Genomic DNA, 18,666 nt, shown 5'->3' with positions numbered 1-18,666 from the left:
GGGTACGACGCGTACCCTATAAGGTACGGCGCGTACCCTGCAAGGCATGAGCAGGAGGCGACGGGGCGAGGAACTGGAACAGGCGATCCTGCGGGCCGCGGCGGAGGAACTACGCGAGTCCGGATACGCGGGGATGACGATGGACCGGGTGGCCGCCCGCGCCGGAACCAACAAGAACGCCATCTACCGCCGGTGGCCGCACCGGGCGGCGCTGGGCGTCGCGGCGTACCGCCACCTGTCCGACGCGGCCATGCCGAATCCGGACACGGGCACGCTGCGAGGCGACGCGCTCGAGATGCTCCGGCTCGCGAACGAGACGTGGTCGTCGCCGCACGGGGCCGTCCTGCGCGGCCTGCTCGCCGCCGCGGCCGACGATCCGGAGCTGCTCACGCTCATGCGCGAACGATCCGGCGCCGACACCATGGACCGTGCGTGGATCGGGATGCTGGAACGGGCCGCGGCCCGGGGCGAGGCGCCTGCGGCGGCCGTCCGTCACCGGGTGGCGACGGTACCGATGATGCTGCTGCGCGCCGAGTACGCGATGCGCGGCGTCCCGTCCGTCCCCGACGAGGTGCTGGTCGAGATCGTGGACGAGGTGTTCCTGCCCCTGGTACGTGGTCGCGGCTGACGCCACAGTTCATCGGCGGACCCGCGCGATGTCGAGGCGCCGGCGCAGCACCCGTGGAGCGCGGGCGAGCACACCCGGGCCGTACCGGCGCCCGCCACCGCCCACAGCGGCAACGCGCCACCGTGGGCCACCAGGACGATCACCAGCGTCAGGACGAGGACCGGCGGCAGCCCGACGAGCGTCTCCACCGCCGTGTCCACCACCAGCTGATCGTCGCCCCCAACGGGTTGACCGGTGGCGAACCGGAGCATCCGCCGGGTCGGCGATCCGTAGGGTTCGGATCGACAGCAGGCATCTGCGCCGACTGAGGGGCGGCCGAGGACCGGTGGCAGCGCGTACGCATCGCCCGTCGCCCGCCCTGCTGGTCAGCCTGGCCACCTCGACCGGTCTGCTGGCAGCGCTGAGCGCGGCCGTCCGGAGCCGCCGGGTGCCGCCCTGGGAACGGGACCTGTTCGCCCTCCTCAACCACCTTCCCGCCGGGCTGACTCCGGTCCTGGTCCTGGTCATGCAGCTCGGCTCCTACCCGGCGGTGTTCGTCGCCGCCACCGCGGCCGTCCTGGCCCGCCGGATCGGCACGGCGTGGAGCCTGCTGCTGGCCGGGAACCTGGCGTACTGGCTCGCGGTCGCCGCCAAGGCCGCGGTCGCCCGGCAGCGGCCGGCGGCGTTGCTCACCGATGTGGTCCTGCGGGAGACGATCACCGGGCGGTACGGATACCCCTCGGGACACGTCGCGGTCGCCACCGCCCTGGCGCTCGTCGCGGCGCGGGCCGGGGGCACCCGGTGGCGCCGGGCGGCCTGGGTGGCGATCGCCCTGGTGGCCGGGGCCCGGATCCACGTCGGGGCGCACCTGCCGGTCGACGTGCTCGGCGGGTTCCTCGTCGGCTGGCTCGCGGTCTGCGTGACGCGGCTCGTGGTCGGCGAGGTCGGGCCGCAGCGGTCGGTGCCCGCCCTGCGGGCGGCGCTGCGGCGGCGCGGGATCGACGTGGCAGGGCTGACGCCGATCCACGGTGACGCCCGGGGTTCGCAGCCGTGGCGGGCGGTCACCACCGGCGGGCGGCAGTTGTTCGTCAAGGTGACCGGCGGCGAGCAGCGCGACGCGGACTGGGCCTACAAGCTCTACCGCCGGGCGCGGTACCGGCACGTGGCCGACGCGCCCCCGTATCTCAGCGCCCGCCAGCAGAGCGAACACGAAACCTGCATGACCCTGCTGGCCGAGCGCGGGGGCGTGCGGATCCCGGCGGTCGTCACGACCGCCGCGATGTCCGGCGGGGACGCCGTCCTGGTGCAGGAGTTCATCGACGCCGCCCCGCTGCACGCCGTCGTCGGACCGGTCCCGCCCGCCGCCGTGCGCGACGCGTGGGACCAGGTGGGTCGCCTGCACCGGGCCGGCATCGCACACCGCGACCTGCGCGCCGCGAACGTGCTCGTCGGCCGGGACCACGTCTACCTGGTGGACCTGGGCTTCGCCGCCGACGACGCCCCGGCCGACCAGCGGGCCCGTGACGTCGTCGAGCTGATGGTCGCGCTGTCCACGCGGGTGGACCCCGCCGCTGTGGTCGCCGCCGCGGTCGACCGTCTGGGCGCCGCGGCGGTCGCGGACAGTGTGCCGTTCCTGCAACCCGCGGTGCTGTCCCGCGCCGGCCGCAGCGCCCTGCGCGGCCGTCCCGGCATGCTCGACAGCCTCCGTCAGGAGATCGTGCGGCGCTGCCCCGACCGCGACCGCCCGGCGGCGAAGGTGGTCCGGTTCAACCGCCGCACCGTCCTGGAGCTGCTGATCCTGGGGCTGATCGTGCACCTGCTGCTTCCGCAGCTCGGCGAGATACGCACCGCGGCGCGTCTGATCCTGCACGCCGATCCGCTCGCGGTCGCCGCGGCGCTGCTCGGCTCAGCCCTGACCTACCTGCTCGGCGGCGTCGTGCTCCGGCTCGCCGCGGCCAAGCGGATCCCGCTGGGCGAGGCCACCCTGGTGCAGGTGGCCGCGTCGTTCGCCAACCGGCTGGCTCCCGGCAGCCTCGGCGGCGCCGCGCTCAGCCTGCGGTACCTGCACCAGAGGGAACTCACCACCGCCGACGCGGCCACTGCCGTCGGTGTCTCCCGCGCCGCCGGTGCGGTGTCGGTCGTGCTGCTCCTGCCGGTGCTGCTGCCGTTCGCCCGCCGGCCCGCCCGCATCCTCACCCATGACGCGACCAGGGCGATACCGCTGCTGCTGGGCGCCCTGGCTGTGCTGCTCGTCCTGGCGGCCGTCCTCGCCGCGCCACGGCTCCGGCGGCGCGGACGCGACGCGGCCGGCCAGGTCGTCACCGCCCTGCGCGCCCTGACCCGTCAGCACGGCCTGTGGTGGCTCGTCGTCGCGTCCACGGCGCTCACGCTCACCTACGGCCTCTGTCTCTACCTCGCGCTCCTCGCCACCGGCCCGCTCCCCCTCGCGCACCTGCCCCCGGTGATCCTGGTCTGCCTCGTCGGCGAGGGAGTCTCGTCCGCCGCGCCCACCCCCGGCGGGCTCGGCGCCACCGAGGCCGCGCTCGTCTCCGGGCTGCTGCTCTACGGAGTGCCACTGGACGCCGCCGTCGCGGGCACCCTGATCTACCGTCTCGCGACGTTCTGGCTCCCGGTACCGCCGGGGTATCTGGCCTTCCGGCTCCTGACCCGCCGCCGGCTGCTGTGAGCGCCACAGTCGCGGCGGCCGGCGGCGGTACGCGGGGCGGCCTCAGCCGGGGGCACCGGCCCGGATGTCGTCGACGAGTTCCCGTACGGCCTCCCGGTACTCCGGCTCGGTGTGGTAGTGCCAGTGGCGTTCGACGGGCGGCGGCACGGTGTCCGGCGCCTCCACGACGACGCTGCGCGGATCCCGCAGCCGGACGTCGACCGCCTCGGCGGCCGGGGGCAGGTGGGCCCGCAGAGCCGGGTCGGCGAAGATCGGGCCGCCGATCGGATCGGTGTCGCGCCACAGGTTGCGCCAGCGCCAGCCGATCCGGTCGCCGACGTCGCGCAGCGCCTCCTCACCGAGATAGGCGGGGTAGAGGCGGGCGTAGATGCGGTGCAGTGGACTGCCGTGGGTCAGCAACGCGACGTGGGGCAGGGCCTCCGGCGGCAGTTGCAGGACGGTGGCGGCGGCCAGGACGGAGCCGTGGCTGTGTCCGGAGATCACCACCGGGCCCTGCGCGGCGAGCGCGGAGACCCGCCGGGCCAGCTCCGGTACGGCGCGGGCGGCGTAGCACGGCGGCGCGAACGGGTGCACCGTACGCGGCCAGAACGTGCCCAGGTCCCACAGGACGCCGACGAGCCGGCGGGTCTCCGGCGACCGGTACGCCCGGTAGCCCAGGATCAGCAGCCCGATGACGAGCAGACTGATGGCCCAGATGCCGACGTCCGTCACGTACGCGGTCAGCACGGCGAGCGTGTCGTGCCGGCGGCCGAGGCGGGCAACGAGCTGGGTCGGGCCGATCCCGATCAGGTCGAGCGCGACGGTGGCGAGCCCGACCGACGAGATCACGAAGAACGCCACGAACGTCGGCCCCAGTTCGTCGGTCACGAAGGACCGGGCGATCGTCGAGCGGACCGCGTCGAGTCGTGGTGTCGCCTCGGCGGGCGCGTCGGGATAGTCGTGCTCGACCACGTGCCGCGCGTACGCCCGCCGCCGGCGCCGGGCCACCGGCAGGGTGACGGCGATCGCCGCGCTGACGACCAGCAGAGCGGCGAGCCCGGCCAGCGCCGCCCACCAGTACCCGACGGGTGGTTCCAGCGGGCCCAGGGCGGGTGGGTTGTTCCGGATCGGGTCGGGGATACGGCCCCGGTCGAGCTGGTCCGCCGTCCGGAACACGAGCGTGGCCGTGTAGGCCGAGGCGACGGTGACCGACATGGCGGCGACCATCGGTGTGCCGAGCCCCCGGAGCAGGGCGCGGGAACCGGCCGGCCGGGCGCGCCGGCGCACGAGCGTCACCGCGGCGATCAGGACCAGCATCAGGCCCTGCGCCGCGACCAGACCGGCGACGGCGCCCTCGTAGCCGGGCATCTGCCCGGCCGGCACGGGCACCTCCCGCCGGGACACGGCGTACCCCAGGCTCGACACGGTGGCGACCGCGACCAGGATCCAGACCACGCGGCGCAACGGCCCGGCCCGCCCGGCGGGGACCGTCACTGTCAGCAGCACGGCGCAGAGGACCACGAGCCCGGCGGTGAGGCCGAGCAGCCCGACGGCGACGGCGCTCCACCGGCCGTGCGACACCGCGACGACGAGGCTGACGCCGACGGTGCCGGCACCGAGACCCACGTGGATCTGGCGCAGCCACGAGGTCATCTGCTCGTCGTGCCAGACCCCGGGGGCGGCGAGACTCCCGGTGGACTCCAGGAACCGCCCGCGCGGCGGGGCCGATCCGAAGCCCTCGAAAGCGGCGGCCGACCGCTTCCCGACGGCCCAGAACACCCGCAGCGCCAGCAGCGGGACCAGTGCCAGCACGGCCAGGCGCGGGCCGATCGGCAACGCCACCAGCCACGACAGGTACGGTCTCCCCTCCCGGCACTCCGCGTACGGGACGCACTGCCAGCCGGTCAGGTTCATGGTGACCCCGACCAGCGCCAGCGTGAACGCCACGGTCAGCGATCCGGCCAGCAGGCGGCACAGCCCACCGAGCAGGCCGCAGCGGTCCACCGGCGTGGAACGCATCCACACCGCCAGGTTGCTCAGCATGAACGGCAGCAGCACCAGCATCGACGCCGTACGCACCGCCACCCCGGCGGTCAGGGTTCCCCACCGGTACGCCTCCACCACCACCCCGGCAGTCGCGCCGCCGGCCGAGCCGAGCCCTTCCCGGACCCGGTAGAACCCGGCGTGCCCGTCGCCGGCCACACGCACCACTATCGGATGGTCGACGATCGTCTCCGCCGACGCACCGGACACCCCGTGGATGCGCAGCTCGACGCCTCTGTCGCCGCCGGGTATCTCCACTATCGAAGCGTCACAAAGACGGCCCGCCCCGCGCTGCCGAACGCGGAACAGAGGGCCGCTGTCACCTCATGCCGGCCGCGGCGGCGGTAACCGGGTGCGGACCGGACCGGACGGGAAACCGCACGCCGGTGAGGTCCTCGGAGACGGCCCAGAGCCGCTGCTGGACGGCCGCCTCGTACGACTGCGGGCTGGAGGTGACCAGCCGGGGGTGACCCTTCACCTCGTACCGTCCGCCGGGGCCGTAGTACTGGCCGCCGAGCACGGCGGGGTCGGTGGCGGCCCGCAGCGTGGGCAGCGCGCCCATCGCGGGTGTCTGGGTGATCAGCGGCGCGAGCCAGGTGAGCGGGAGCCGCAGGGCCGCCGGGGTGTTGCGGGCGAGTTCGGTGCTGGACATGCCGGGGTGCGCGGCCACCGCGACGGTGGTGCCGTACGGGGCGAGCCGGCGTTGCAGCTCGTACGTGAACATCAGGTTGGCCAGCTTGGACTGCCCGTAGGCGGCGGCCCGGCCGTACGAGCGCTCGGAGTGCAGGTCGTCGAAGTGGATCGCGGCCCGGATGCGGTGGCCGGTGCTGCTGACCGTCACCACGCGTGAGCCGGGCACCGGCAGCATCAGGTCCAGCAGCAGCCCGGTGAGCGCGAAGTGGCCGAGGTGGTTGGTGCCGAACTGGAGTTCGAAGCCGTCGCGGGTGGTCCGCTTCGGGGTGTACATCACGCCGGCGTTGTTGACCAGCAGGTCGATCCGGCCGAACCGGGACCGCAGCGCCGCCGCGGCGGTGCGGACGGAGTCGAGCGAGGTCAGGTCCAGCGCCTGCACGCTCACGTCGCCGGTCAGGCCGGCCGCGGCCCGCTCGCCCTTCCCGACGTCGCGGACGGCGAGCACGACCGACGCGCCGCGCTCGGCCAGTGCCTTCGCGGTCTCGTACCCCAGTCCGGTGTTGGCCCCGGTCACCACCGCCACCCGCCCGCGCTGATCCGGGATGTCCGCCGTCGTCCACGTCTCGCCCATGCCACGCCTCCACTTAAAGTACCGGAAGTATCTTGTGCCGTAGACGTTAAGGTACCTCCGGTACGTTGTCAACGTACCGGAGGTACTCAAGTTAGGCTGGCGGGCGTGACTTTCCAGCGGGCCCGGACCGAGGAGCAGCGGGAGATCCGCCGGCGGGCGATCCTCGACGTGGCGTCGGCGATGCTCGACGAGATGCCTGTCGCCGCCGTCACGCTGAACGAGCTGAGCCGCCGGGTCGGCCTGGCGAAGCCGAACGTGCTGCGCTACTTCGAGTCCCGCGAGGCGGTGCTGCTGGAGCTGCTGGACCGCTACCTGCGGGAGTGGCTGACGGAGCTGGCCGACGAGCTGGCCGACGGCGTCGACGCGAACCTGCCGATGGCCGAGCGGGCGACCGCCGTGGCCGGGATCGTCAGCCGCTCGCTCGCCCGCCGATCGGTGATGTGCGACCTCTTCGGGGCACAGGGCAGCGTCCTGGAGCACAACGTCTCCGTCGAGGTCGTGGCCCGCTACAAGCGCGCCTCCCTGGACCGCCTGGCGACCATGACCGACCTGATGCGGAAATACCTGCCGGAGCTGGGCGGGAACGCGATGCTGTTCAGCCTCCAGACCATGGTTCTGGCGGGAGCGCTGTCGGCGTACAGCACGCCGCCGCCGAGCCTTGCGGCGGCCTACCGGGCCGAGCCCGAACTGGCCCGCCTGCACCTGGAGATGGCGGACTCGCTGACGATGGCCCTGACCGCGACCCTGCTGGGCGTGCTGCCCCGGGCCTGACCGGCTGCCCCGCGCGCCACCGGCACTGCGGGGCAGCCGGACCGTCAGCACCAGGTGAGCGTCGAGTTGACCCGCGTGACGTTGCTGATCGTGTTGTTCGCCCCGCCGCACGGGCTCTGGGTGATGTTCGTGTTGGTGACCGTCAGGTTCTGGAAGCGGATACCGGAGGAGATCGGGAACTCGGTCCGCGAGGCGATCCGCACCTCGCCGCCGCCCGTCACCGTCCCGGACACCCCGGCGATGGTGACGTTGTAGCAGTTCTCCACGAGGATCGAGTTGTTCCCGGTGTTCGAGATCGTCACCCGGTCGATGACCGCGCCGCCGGACTCCGACACGCAGAAGATCCCCCGGCCACCGCCGGACGCGATCACGGTGCCGACCCGGATGTTCGTCGGGTACGAGCTGCCGACCCGGCCGTTGCGGTTGGCCATCCGGAACGCCGCGTACCCGGTTCCGGTGCCGGCGCCCTGCGCGTCGACGGTGCCGACTGTGGCGTTGATCGTGTCGTTGAGCAGCAGACCGGAGTAGCCGGTGTTGCGCGCGGTGACGGTGCCGATCGTCAGGCCGTCCACGCCGTACGTCTCCACGCCGTGCGCGCCGGTCCCCGACACGTACACGCTGTCGATCCGCACGTTGCGCACCTTGACCGCCCGGTCGCCGCCGTGGTTGTCGATCCGCACCCCCAGGCCGCCGGACAGCCGCATGTCGATCTGGCCGAGCGTCAGGTTGTTCACGTTGCGCATGAAGATCCCGTACAGCGGCGCCCCGGTGAGGGTCAGGTTCTGCACCTCGACGTCGGTGGTCCCGCGCGAGTACACGGGCGCATAGTCACCCGACCCCGAGCCGGTCACGTTGATCGTGCCGCAGACCGCGAGCGTCGTGTACGACGGCAGCGACAACCGCGACCCCGCGCTCATCGACCCGGAGCCGCGCACCACCACCCGCTGCTTCGCGGTCCGTCCCGCCGGCAGGGAGTTCACCGCTGCCTGCATCGCGGCGAGCATGTCCCCGCCCGAGTACACGGTCGACGATCCGTTGCGCGCCGTCCAGGTGCCGCCGTTCAGCACGGCCTCGGCCTGGTAGGAGCCGCTGCCGCACCCGGTGGACGGCGGCGGCGTGGTCGGCGTGCCGCCGGTGCCCACCCGGACCATCTGCCACTGCTGGTTGGTGCCGTTGAGATCGGCGTACTGGCTGACCCGGGCGCCGTCGGCGGTCGACCTCTCCCAGACCTCCAGTGCCTTGCCGGAGTGCCTGTTTATCAACCGGATGTAGCCGCCGTCCGAGTCGCGCACCTGGAACTGCTGGTTGGCGGCGTTGAGGTCGGGCCACTGCCGGTACTCCGCGCCGTCCGCGACGTTCCACTCCCACAGGTCGACCACCTTGCCGCTGTGCCGGGCACGGAGGCGGTAGTAGCCGCTGCCGGAGGAGACGAACTGGAACTGCTGCCACTCGCCGTCGTTGCGGGACCACTGCTGGATCGCCGCGCCGTCGCTGGTCGAGGTGTCCCGGACGTCGAGGGCCTTGCCGCTGTTGCGGTTGACGAGCACGTACCAGGCGCTGGTGTCGATGGTGGCCGCCTGCGCCGACGGCGCGGCCACCACTGCCACGCCGATCGCGGCGGCCAGCGCCGCCACCAGGGTCAGCGCCAGGCCGGCGCGCCGGCCCCGGCGGGCGCCGGGCGGCGACGTCACTGCGGGGTTGAGCATCGTTCGACCTCCGAGAAAGGGGTACGCCGAGTCCGGCGCAGCGGTTGTCGGGGCGCCTACTCCAGGTGGAACGTGGCCGCGGCCCGGTCCGCGCCCGTACCCACCGTTTCGAGCTGGAGCAGTCCGTCCCGGTGGCGGACGTACCGGCCGGGGTAGTTCTGCGATTCCAGGGAGAGCCCTTCGGTCGTGGCCAGGCCCGGTCGGCGCTGGAAGCTCGCGTCGCCGTCGAACAGGGCCGAGCCGTCGTCGCGTTCGACGTAGAGAGCGAAGGCCCGGTGCCGCAGGTAGTAACCGGGGAAGTTCGTCGACTCCAGCGACACCGATCCGGCGCCGGCGAGACCGGGGACGAGGCGGAACTGCGAGTCGGCGAGGTTGGTGACGTTCGGTTCGACCCGGGCCCGGTAGTCGTAGTGCCGGACGTAGGCGGCCGGGAGATCGTGCGAGCGTAACCGGACCGGTGTGGCGCCGTCGGGTACGGGGATGCCGAGGTTCGGCGTGCCGTCGGCGTTCCAGTACAGCTTCTGGATCCGGGTCCGCCGGTTCGGGTCGTTGAGCGGATCACCGCTGATGTCCCGGTAGTTGCGGTCGTGGTAGACGAGGATGTCGCTCTGCCCGTCCTCGGAGACGGTGAAGGAGTTGTGGCCGGGGCCGTACTGGCCGGTGGCGGCGTTGCTCGCGAACACCGGGGTCGGGCTCTTGCTCCAGGAGGCGGGGTCGAGCAGGTTCGCGCCGGCCGACGCGGTGAGCATGCCGAGGCAGTAGTTCGCGTCGGTGGCGCTGGCCGAGTACGTGAGGAAGACCCGGCCGTTGCGCTGGATCACAGCCGGTCCTTCGGCGACGCGGTAACCGCGGGTCTCCCAGTCGTACGCCGGCACGACCAGCCGGGCCACCGGGCCGGTGATCTGCCACGGTTCGGCGCCCGTCCGGGCGAGGTAGACGTTGGAGTTGGTGGCGATGCCCGGTTCCTGCTGGGCCCAGGTCAGGTACCGCACCCCGTTCACCACGAACGTCGAGGCGTCCAGGCTGAACGTGTCCCACGGGGTGGTGATCCGGCCGCGTTCGGTCCACGAGCCGGTCAGCGGGTTCGCGCTCGCGTTCTCCAGCACGTACATCCGGATCCGCCACACGTCGTCGGTCCGCCCGGCGGCGAAGTAGACGTACCACCTGCCGTTTATGAAGTGGATCTCCGGGGCCCAAATGTGGGCGCCCATCTCGCCGCTCGTGTGCCGGCGCCAGATCGTCGTCTCCGTGGCGGTGGCCAGCCCTTGCAGCGTGGTGGCCCGCCGGAGCACGATCCGGTCGTACTGCGGCACCGTCGCGGTCATGTAGTAGTAGCCGTCGGTGTGCCTGACGATGTGCGGGTCGGCGCGTTGGTCGACCAGCGGGTTGGCGTAGTTCACCGCGGGCGCCGCCTGCGCGGGGCCGGGCGCGGTGAGACCGGCGGACGCGGTGAGCATCGCGAGCGCCGCGGCCAGGATCGGCCGCAGACGACGGCGGGCCGGGTCGGCGGTGCGGGCCGGGTCGGCGGCCGTGCGGCGGGCCGGGTGGAGAAGGTGACGAGGCGACATGCGCGCCCTCCCTGGTGGCCGGTTCAGTACGCGTAGGGCCAGGCAGCGGCGTCGTAGCCGATGCGGTTGACGCCGAGCAGCGACGCGCCGTTCTCGGCGTAGTAGTGGTAGAAGAGGACGTCGCCGTCGGTGTCGGCGAGGACCGCCTGGTGGCCGGGGCCGTGCACGCTGCCGTGCGAGGCCAGGATCTGCGTGCCGCCCCCGGCGAGCATGTCCCGGCCCGCGCGGTCGACGAACGGCCCGGTGGGGCTCGCCGAGCGACCGACCATGATCCGGTACGTGCTGGCGGCACCCTGGCAGCATCTGTCGAACGAGACGTACAGGTAGTACCAGGCGCCGCGCTTGACCAGGACGGGTGCCTCGATGCCGGGGCCGTAGTTCGCGAGCGCGTACAGGGCGGTGCCGAGCCGGCGTCCGGTGGCCGGGTCGATCGGGATCATCTTGATGCCGGACCAGAACGAGCCGAAGGTGAGCCACCAGCGGCCCTGGTCGTCGACGGTGAGGTTCGGGTCGATGGCGTTGAAGTCGTCGGTGGTCCGCGACTCGACGACCAGCCCCTCGTGGGTCCAGCTCCCGGAGTTCCCGGTGGTGCTGGTGGCCAGGAAGATCGCCGAGCGGTTGGAACCGAACGTGGACGCCGAGTAGTACAGGTGGTAGCGCCCGTTGCGGTACGACAGGTCCGGCGCCCACAGGTTGCGCGCTCCCCCGGTGTACGTGGTGGTCCACGGTGCCCCGCCGGGGAAGACGGCGCCCGCGTTGCGGAAGGCGATCCGGTCGGCGGAGGTCTTCAGCGCGATGCCGTCACCGGTGTGCGCGACGAGGTAGGTGCCGTCGGGTCGCTTGACCACAGTCGGGTCGTGGACGCCGATGTCCCCGGTCACCCGGCCGGGCTGCGGGTAGGCGGGCGCCGGGGTGGTCGGTGCCGGGGTCGTGGGCGCCGGTGTGGTGGGTGTGCCGCCGCCCAGCCGGATCAGCTGCCACTGCTGGTTGGCGCCGTCGAGATCGGCGTAGCCGGCCAGCCGGCCACCGTCGGCCGTCGACCACTGCCACACGTCGACGACCTTGCCCCACTGCCGGTTCACGAACCGCACGAACCCGCCCGCGGAGTCCTGCAACCGGAACTGCTGGGTGGCCGACGAGCGGTCGGTGCTCTGCACGAGCTGCGTGCCGTCGCCGCCGTTCGGCAACTCCAGCACCTTTCCGCTGTGCCGGGATCGCACCTTGTAGAACCCGCCGCCGGCGTCCACGAACTGCCACTGCTGCACCGCGAGGTCGTTGCGCGTCCACTGGTTCACCGGCGCGTTCTCCGCGGTCGACCAGTCGTACAGGTCCATCGCCTTGCCGCTGTGCCGGTTCACGACGACGTACGACGCGGACGTGTCGACTGTCGCCGCCGACGCCGGCGGCATCCCTGCCACCACCCCCGCGGCGAGGACCAGCGCCGCCGAGACCACGACAGCCGCCGTACGCGTCGTCCGAGCGGTCCCTGTCACCGAAACCTCCTGCGCTCGGCCGCCTCCGGCTCCCGGAAGCACGATCGGGGGCGAAGGATGATGGCGGCGGCGTTACGTCCGGGTTACCGGTCATGTTGTCGATAACATCGATATCTGTCAAGGTCTCGCTGATTTCCGCTGCAGCCCGGCGTCACATCACGGCGCACTCGTCTCACGGCGCGGGCGGTTAGTTAGCGCTAACAGAGCTGCTGACAGGGCTCCGGCCGCACGCCGGAGCCGCGTCGCCGGCTTAGCGCGGGTCGGCCGGACCCGGGTCGTTCGCGTCCACGATGGAGACCGGAGTGCCCAGCTCCACCGTGCGGGACACGGTGCAGAGCCGGTCGTGCGACTGCCGCAGCGAACGCGGCAGCACCTCTCGTGCCCGGTCACCGTCCGCGCCGTCCGGGAACGTCACCGCGAACGTGACGGTGAGGTTCTCCATCCGGTTCCCGGCCTCCGGGTCACGGATCTTGTCGCCGCTCACCGTGACGGCGAACCGGGTCGGTTCGGCGCGCCGGCTGGTCACGTGGTCGACGTCCACGGCGGTGCAGCCGCCGAGGGCCGCCAGCAGCAGTTCCACGGGCGTGAAGGTCGCGTCCTCCCCCGTACCCATCGACAGCTCGCCGCCGCGGGCGTTGCGCGCGACGTATCTGCCCACGCTGGTGCGCTCGATCTCCACCGACCGGAAGGTGTCGTCACTCATGCGACGAACCTACCGAAAAGCGTTCCGCGAACGTGCGGTACACCGGTGTGCCCGGCAACCCGTCACGAACGGCGAACACCACGAGGTCGAACCGGTCGACCACCCGGAGCGCGTCGGCGAACGCACCGGCCACCGTCGCCGGGTCGTTCCGGAACACCCCGCACCCCCACGCGCCCAGCACCACTGTCCGATGCCCGTGCGCGGCCGCCACCTCCAGCACCCGCCGGGCGCGCCGGCCCAGCGCCGCCGGCACGTCCGCGGCGTGCTCCGGCTGATTGCGCACCATCGCGCCCAGGTTGGGCGCCGCCGCGGTCAGGAAGGACGTCGTGTACGGCTGGTCGAGCAGGTCGCCCTTGTCGTCCCGGAACACCGGCACGCCCGGCGAGTAGACGACCCGGTCGCTGTACCGCAGATCCCGCTGCGCCCGGTGGAAGGCGTAGAAGTCGGGCGCCGCGAGCAGACACGGGTACAGCGCGGACGCGCGGGCGATGCTCTCCTCCTGCGCCTTCGCGCCGCCCAGGAACCCGCCGCCCGGGTTCTTCGCCGACGCGAACACCAGACACGCCGCGCCGGGCCCGAGCCGGCGGGCCGCCTGCAACGTCGACTCGTGCGTCACCTCCAGGTCGCCGGTGCCGGGCTTCGCGCCGTCGACGTGGAGGACCTCGTCCGGCAGGTGCTCACGGGTGCCGGCGACGGCGGCGCGTACCGCCGCTTCGATCGCGATGTCCTCGCCGGCATTGTTGCGATAGCGTCCGGCTTCGGTGATCGCGACCGTCTGCCGGGCGATCTCGCGGAGACGGCCACTCATCCGGCATACCCGTCGATGTCGTGCATGATCGGCAATCTAGGCAGTCCCTGCCGCGTCGGGCAACCGATTAGTGGCCGCCGCCGGTCGGCTCGCCGGGTCAATGGCAGCCGGTCCCGACCTCGGACCGAGGGCTACCGCCCCGCCGGCTCCCCCAGCAGCCGGTCCAGGGCCCGGTCGGCCACCGCCGCGATCGTGAGCGCCGGATTCGGTCCCACCGGCCCGGGCATCGCCGAGCCGTCGAGCACGTAGAGGCCGGGATGACCGAACACCTGGCCGTGCCCGTCGCACACCCCGTCCCCCCGGTGGCGGCCCATCGGCGCGCCCCCGAGCGGATGGACGGTGACCACCCGGCGCAGCCACCACGCGGGGTTGTCGGTGTAGCGGCCACCCAGGACGTCGGCCACCGCTCGCATCGTGGACCGGACCGCCGCGAAATAGCCGGCGCTGGTCCGGGTCGTCCAGTCCACGTCGAGGTGGTCGCCGCGCAGCCGGAACACGCCGTCCGGCACGTCCCGTCCCATACCGAGGAGCGGCAGCGAGCCGGCGGAGAGCCGGCCGTCGCCGAGCAGCCGGGCCAGTCCCCCGCCCAGACCGCTGCGGGGCGAGCCGGTGAGCCGGGCCGACAGCCAGTCCACAGCGAACCGCAGCCGGCGGGCCGAGGCGCCGGACAGCCGGGACGACTCCGCCAGCCAGTCCACGAACCCGGGGTAGCCGCCGTCCTGAAGATAGAAGCCGCGGCCCGGAGAGCCGTCCCCGTCGTGCGCGTCCCCCACCCGGATGGCCGTGGTGATGACGGGCCCGCGGCTTGCCGAGAAGCGGGTGGCGTCGCCGCGACGTGGCGGCCGGATCAGCCCGAGCAGATCACCGTTGCCGCTGAACCGGGTGCCGAGTGCCGGGCCGACGGCGGGCAGCTGGTGCCGGTTCCGCAGCAGCAGGTACGTGGTGCCGTACGTGCCCGCGGCGAGCACCAGACGGTCACAGGTGATCGTCCTGCCCGGCCGGGCGCGGCCGTCGCTCCGCCGGTCCTCGTCGACCGGGTCGTGTACGAGATACCGGACCTCGTACCCGCCGCCGCGCCGGGGGCGGATCGACCGGACCTCGGCGCGGGTCCGCAGCTCCGCGCCGTGCCACCGGGCCGCCGACAGGTAGGTGTGGTCGAGGGTGTTCTTGGCGCCGTCGTTGCAGCCGATGTCGCACTCTCCGCACAACCGGCAGGTGCGGCGCGGCGCGGCGTGCAGGTTGCCGTACGCCGGCTCGGCGATCAGCGCGGCCGGGACCGGCTCCGCGCCCGGCCCCGGAGCGAAGCTGACCGCGAGCGGCGGGTACTGGTACGCCAGTCCCAGCCGTTCGGCTGCCGTCCTCATCGCCGCCGCCTTGGGCACCGAGCGGTACGGCGGACGGTCGGCCGGGAACCGGCTGGCGCCCAGCATCCGCTCGACCCGGTCGTAGTGCGGGTCCAGGTCGGCCCGGGTCACCGGCCAGTTCTCATGGCCGGCGCCGGGCACCGGATCCTCGGTGACGAACCAGTGCTCGTCCTTGCGCAGCAGGACGTTCGCGTAGATCAGGGAGCCGCCGCCGAGACCGCTGGCCACCACCGACTCCAGTCCCCGGAAGGTCCACACGTCGAACAGGCCGTACAGCCCTTCGCTCGGATCCCAGAACGCCCGGCCCATCTCCTGCGGCGTACGCGGGAAGCTGCCCGGCGGGTACGGCCGCCCGCGCTCCAGCACCACGGTGCGGCGGCCCGCCTCCGCCAGCCGGTACGCGGCGACCGAGCCGCCGAATCCGGAGCCGACGACCACCGCGTCGACGTGCTCGTGGGTTTCCATGTTCCGGTCTCCTCTCGGAGCGCGTGGATCAGGGGCGCGTGGGTCAGGGGCGCGTGGGTCAGGGGCGCGTGGTCAGGGAGGCCGTCTCCTGGAGTCCGCGGAGCACGTAGGGCACCGCCTCGGCCTGGAAGTCGATGTCCGGCGCCAGTTCGCGCACCGAGCCCTCGAGCACCAGCAGGGCGAGGATCGGGAAGACGAACTGCGGGTCGGCGTACAGGCCGCGGGAGCGCTGGATGGCGAAGAGCGAGGCCGCGAAGGACACCAGGTCGAAGTCCGCGGCCGCGACCGAGCTGTTGCGGGCCACCAGCGCCACCACGTCCTCCCGGAAGCCGTCCCGGTCGTACCCGCCGCCGGGCGCCCGAGCCGTCGACAGCAGGACCTCGGCGCAGCGTCGCCCGTCGTTGCGGCCGAGGTGGTAGAAGAACTCGGCGAAGGTACGGCGCGCGAAGTCGGTCAGACAGCGGACGAAGCCCGCGTCGACGATCACCGCCGTCCCGTCCGCCATCAGGTAGAGGTTTCCCGGGTGCAGGTCACAGTGGACGAAGCCGTCCCGGAAGAGCATCTGGTAGGCGGCCCGCAGCCCGTTGAGCACCGCCGTCCGGCGAGCGCCGGTCGGCTGGGCGTCGCGTACCAGCCCGTCCATCCACTCCGTCACCAGAACCGTGCGGCTGGACAGCTCGGGCACGACGGCCGGCACCCGGACATCGGGCAGGGTGTGCAGGTTCTCCCGCAACCGGGTCAGCGACCGGGCCTCGCGGACGAAGTCGAGTTGCTCGTACACGGCCGCCGAGACCTGGTCGACGATCTCCGCCAGCGGAACCCGGCGCAGCGCCGGCAGCCGGCCCACCGCGCGGGCGACGGCGCCGACCAGAGCCAGGTCGAGCCTCATGGTCCGGTCGATTCCCGGCCGCCGCACCTTGACGGCCACCTCGCGGCCGTCCCTGAGCCGTGCGCGGAAGACGCAGGCGATGCTGCCCGCCGCCGTGAGGGTCAGCCCGGACGCCGCCCCGACGACGGAGCCGGTCAACCTCGGCGGCACGGTCCGGACGACCGCAGCGATGTCGGACGGCGGTGACACCCGGTCGTGCAGCCGGGACAGGCTCCGGCAGAGCCGGGGAGGCAGCACGTCGGACCGGGTGCTGAGCACCTGTCCCAGCTTGACGTAAGCCGGGCCGAGCCCTTCGACGGCATCGGTGAGCGTGGCCGCCACCCGCTCCCGCGGGGCGACCCGGCCGGCGCCGCCCGGACCGGTCCGGCGCAACGCGTCGACCAGCAAACGGGCGCCGAGCCGGCCGGTCCAGCCGGCCAGCAGGACGGCGACCATTCCCGCCCGGACCACGAGTGACAATCGTACGAACATTGATTCCCGCACCGCTTTCTCCCGACCTCGACGACGGGGGGAACAATAGTTCGCAACGACCCCCGACCGGGTTTCTCGAATGCAGGAGAGCAAGACTTCGCAGTTCTCCGGCATTCGCAGTTACGCGTTCTTGCTGCGCTGCGCCGGACGGTTGACGCCGCGCTGCCGCGCTGCCAACCCTGGAGGGGCACCACCGCAGGCGGGGCCATGGCATGTGGAGCAGCGGCCAGCGGAGCCGGCCGCCACCGGGCGGCTTCATGGTTCTTCGCCTGCGGCCCGAATCCTGAACCGGCAATGAGGTCGCGAATGGTTCGCACTCGGTCTGCAGCCGGTGCCCGTATTCGCCATCCGAGGCGGAACCCCCGATGACTGCTCCGCATCGGGATCCGCCGCACGCATAACACAGGCACCGCAATCACCAGAGATGAAAGGGTGATCACGAAAATGACGCTCCAATCCATCGGCCTGTCCACCGGGGGCCGGGACCGCGCGCCGCAGTGGGAGCATTACCTCAAGGGTGACCCGGCGCTGCTGAACAGCGAGTTCGGCGACATCCTGGACCGGGACGCCGTCCGGCTCGACATCCGCACCGACGACCAGGTGGCGTACGAGGCGCTGCACCACCCGGACCCGATGGTTCGCGAGCAGTCGCTGTACCAGGCGATGGACCGCCGGCTGACCGGGACGATCGACCTGATCGCCGAGAGCATCGCCAGCGACGAGAACCGCGAGGTGCGGTGGAACGCGCTGTGGGCGCTGGAGAAGATCGGCGGCCCGCGGGCCCTGCAGGTCATCGAGCGGCACATCGACGACGACGACGCGGACGTCGGCGAGTGGGCGCGGTTGTTCAGCTCCGAGCTGCGCACCGGCGTGCCGGCCTTCGACAACCGGTCGTTCACCTGGGACGGCGACCGGACCTTCGACGAGACGATCCTGCTCAACATCCACTGCGACGTCTACGTCGCCCTGGACGAGACGGGCCGCAACTGGGGCAAGATCTCCCTGTCCCCGCAGGGACTCGCCCGAAGCTACGGGCAGGCGCACGCGTGCCCGAACGTGGACACCCGCAACCAGAAGCTGATCATCAGCAAGACGCTCTCCGGCCTGCACGACGACGGCTCGCCGCACACCGAGAACTTCGTGTTCCGGGGTCTGACGAACCACGCCAACGCCGGTCGGGGCAGCTTCTACTTCGAGTCCCGCGGTCTGCGCCCGGTCTTCCTGTCCGGCCGCGCGGACGACGACAGCCTGGGCCACCGCAACGAGATGGTCGCGGCCAAGCGCAGCGGTGAGTGGACCCTCGACCCGCAGATCCAGATCAAGGGCGAGTCGGCCATCCGCTACGTCCGGGGCCGCGTGCACACCTGGGGGTACGTCAACTTCGACACCATGGCGGGCAGCTCGCTGGAGGAGGTGCTGTTCCCGGGCAACAGCATCCTCGGCACCCTGGACACCCCCACGGGGCCGCTCGCCAACGCGTTCATCGTGGGCACGTTCAAGGGCAAGCTGGTCGACTGGGACGGCGACGGCAAGATCAACGTCAACTCCCTCGACATCTACTCCACGCTCGACGGGGACGTCGACTCCGACCAGGACGGCGTAGCCGACATCCCGGGCGTGCAGTTCTGCCCGCGCACCAACTGGATGAACTGAGCTGATTGGTCTCCGGGGCGGACGGCGAATGCCGGCCGCCCCGGAGCCGTATCTGTGGATTCTTTGGCGGGCCGATGACGACAATCAGTGTCTTTGCCACAGTCAGGTCTTTCCGCCGTCGACATCACGCCATTGGTGAGGACATTAGCAAGATTGCGACTATACGCACAGCGTGACGAGCTGTTGACTGAACGCT

The 18,666-nt window shown here is 72.3% G+C and carries 13 protein-coding genes; 4 read left to right on the top strand and 9 right to left on the bottom strand.

Annotated elements, in window-relative coordinates; translation table 11 throughout:
• Positions 1 to 46 precede the first annotated feature (46 nt).
• Positions 47 to 628, top strand: coding sequence for a TetR/AcrR family transcriptional regulator (locus tag MICAU_RS12620; RefSeq protein ID WP_013285698.1), 582 nt, complete (start codon positions 47 to 49; stop codon positions 626 to 628).
• A gap of 325 nt (positions 629 to 953) precedes the next feature.
• Positions 954 to 3,293 (top strand): lysylphosphatidylglycerol synthase domain-containing protein, encoded by a 2,340-nt coding sequence (locus MICAU_RS12615; RefSeq protein ID WP_013285696.1) that lies wholly within the window; start codon positions 954 to 956, stop codon positions 3,291 to 3,293.
• 42 nt (positions 3,294 to 3,335) lie between these two features.
• On the opposite strand, the gene MICAU_RS12610 is transcribed toward MICAU_RS12615, so the two are convergent.
• Positions 3,336 to 5,573 (bottom strand): hypothetical protein, encoded by a 2,238-nt coding sequence (locus MICAU_RS12610; RefSeq protein WP_013285695.1) that lies wholly within the window; start codon positions 5,571 to 5,573, stop codon positions 3,336 to 3,338.
• A gap of 61 nt (positions 5,574 to 5,634) precedes the next feature.
• Positions 5,635 to 6,579, bottom strand: a complete 945-nt coding sequence (locus MICAU_RS12605; RefSeq protein ID WP_013285694.1) for an SDR family NAD(P)-dependent oxidoreductase — start codon at positions 6,577 to 6,579, stop codon at positions 5,635 to 5,637.
• Between the two features lie 105 nt (positions 6,580 to 6,684).
• On the opposite strand from MICAU_RS12605, the gene MICAU_RS12600 reads away from it, so the two are divergent.
• The gene (locus MICAU_RS12600) at positions 6,685 to 7,350 is read left to right on the top strand and encodes a TetR/AcrR family transcriptional regulator (RefSeq protein WP_013285693.1); all 666 of its coding nucleotides are present in this window, start codon (positions 6,685 to 6,687) and stop codon (positions 7,348 to 7,350) included.
• A gap of 44 nt (positions 7,351 to 7,394) precedes the next feature.
• Here MICAU_RS12600 and MICAU_RS12595 read toward each other — a convergent pair whose 3' ends face one another.
• From MICAU_RS12595 to MICAU_RS12565, 7 genes are all read right to left on the bottom strand, one after another.
• Positions 7,395 to 9,056, bottom strand: coding sequence for an RICIN domain-containing protein (locus tag MICAU_RS12595; RefSeq protein WP_013285692.1), 1,662 nt, complete (start codon positions 9,054 to 9,056; stop codon positions 7,395 to 7,397).
• Between the two features lie 56 nt (positions 9,057 to 9,112).
• Positions 9,113 to 10,624: a family 43 glycosylhydrolase gene (locus MICAU_RS12590; RefSeq protein WP_013285691.1), complete on the bottom strand. Its 1,512-nt coding sequence runs from the start codon at positions 10,622 to 10,624 to the stop codon at positions 9,113 to 9,115.
• A gap of 23 nt (positions 10,625 to 10,647) precedes the next feature.
• Entirely contained in the window at positions 10,648 to 12,117 is a 1,470-nt protein-coding gene (locus MICAU_RS12585; RefSeq protein ID WP_013285690.1) for a family 43 glycosylhydrolase, read from the bottom strand.
• Between the two features lie 250 nt (positions 12,118 to 12,367).
• Positions 12,368 to 12,820, bottom strand: a complete 453-nt coding sequence (locus MICAU_RS12580; RefSeq protein WP_013285689.1) for an OsmC family protein — start codon at positions 12,818 to 12,820, stop codon at positions 12,368 to 12,370.
• A complete protein-coding gene (locus MICAU_RS12575) occupies positions 12,813 to 13,628 on the bottom strand; it encodes a TIGR02452 family protein (protein WP_013285688.1) in 816 nt (271 codons plus the stop codon). The genes MICAU_RS12580 and MICAU_RS12575 overlap by 8 nt, the downstream gene beginning before the upstream one ends.
• A gap of 131 nt (positions 13,629 to 13,759) precedes the next feature.
• Positions 13,760 to 15,457, bottom strand: coding sequence for a GMC oxidoreductase (locus MICAU_RS12570; RefSeq protein WP_013285687.1), 1,698 nt, complete (start codon positions 15,455 to 15,457; stop codon positions 13,760 to 13,762).
• Between the two features lie 58 nt (positions 15,458 to 15,515).
• Positions 15,516 to 16,796, bottom strand: coding sequence for an ABC1 kinase family protein (locus MICAU_RS12565; RefSeq protein WP_244879755.1), 1,281 nt, complete (start codon positions 16,794 to 16,796; stop codon positions 15,516 to 15,518).
• Positions 16,797 to 17,261: 465 nt separating this feature from the next.
• Between MICAU_RS12565 and MICAU_RS12560 the strand changes: the two genes are divergently transcribed.
• On the top strand, positions 17,262 to 18,470 hold the full coding sequence (locus MICAU_RS12560) for a HEAT repeat domain-containing protein (RefSeq protein ID WP_013285685.1): 1,209 nt from the start codon (positions 17,262 to 17,264) through the stop codon (positions 18,468 to 18,470).
• The last annotated feature ends 196 nt before the right edge of the window (positions 18,471 to 18,666 follow it).

The sequence above is a fragment of the Micromonospora aurantiaca ATCC 27029 genome (genome assembly GCF_000145235.1).
Taxonomy (GTDB): domain Bacteria; phylum Actinomycetota; class Actinomycetes; order Mycobacteriales; family Micromonosporaceae; genus Micromonospora; species Micromonospora aurantiaca.
The sequence above is the reverse complement of the archived record's forward strand: the minus strand, read 5'-3'. Positions and strand labels throughout refer to the sequence as shown.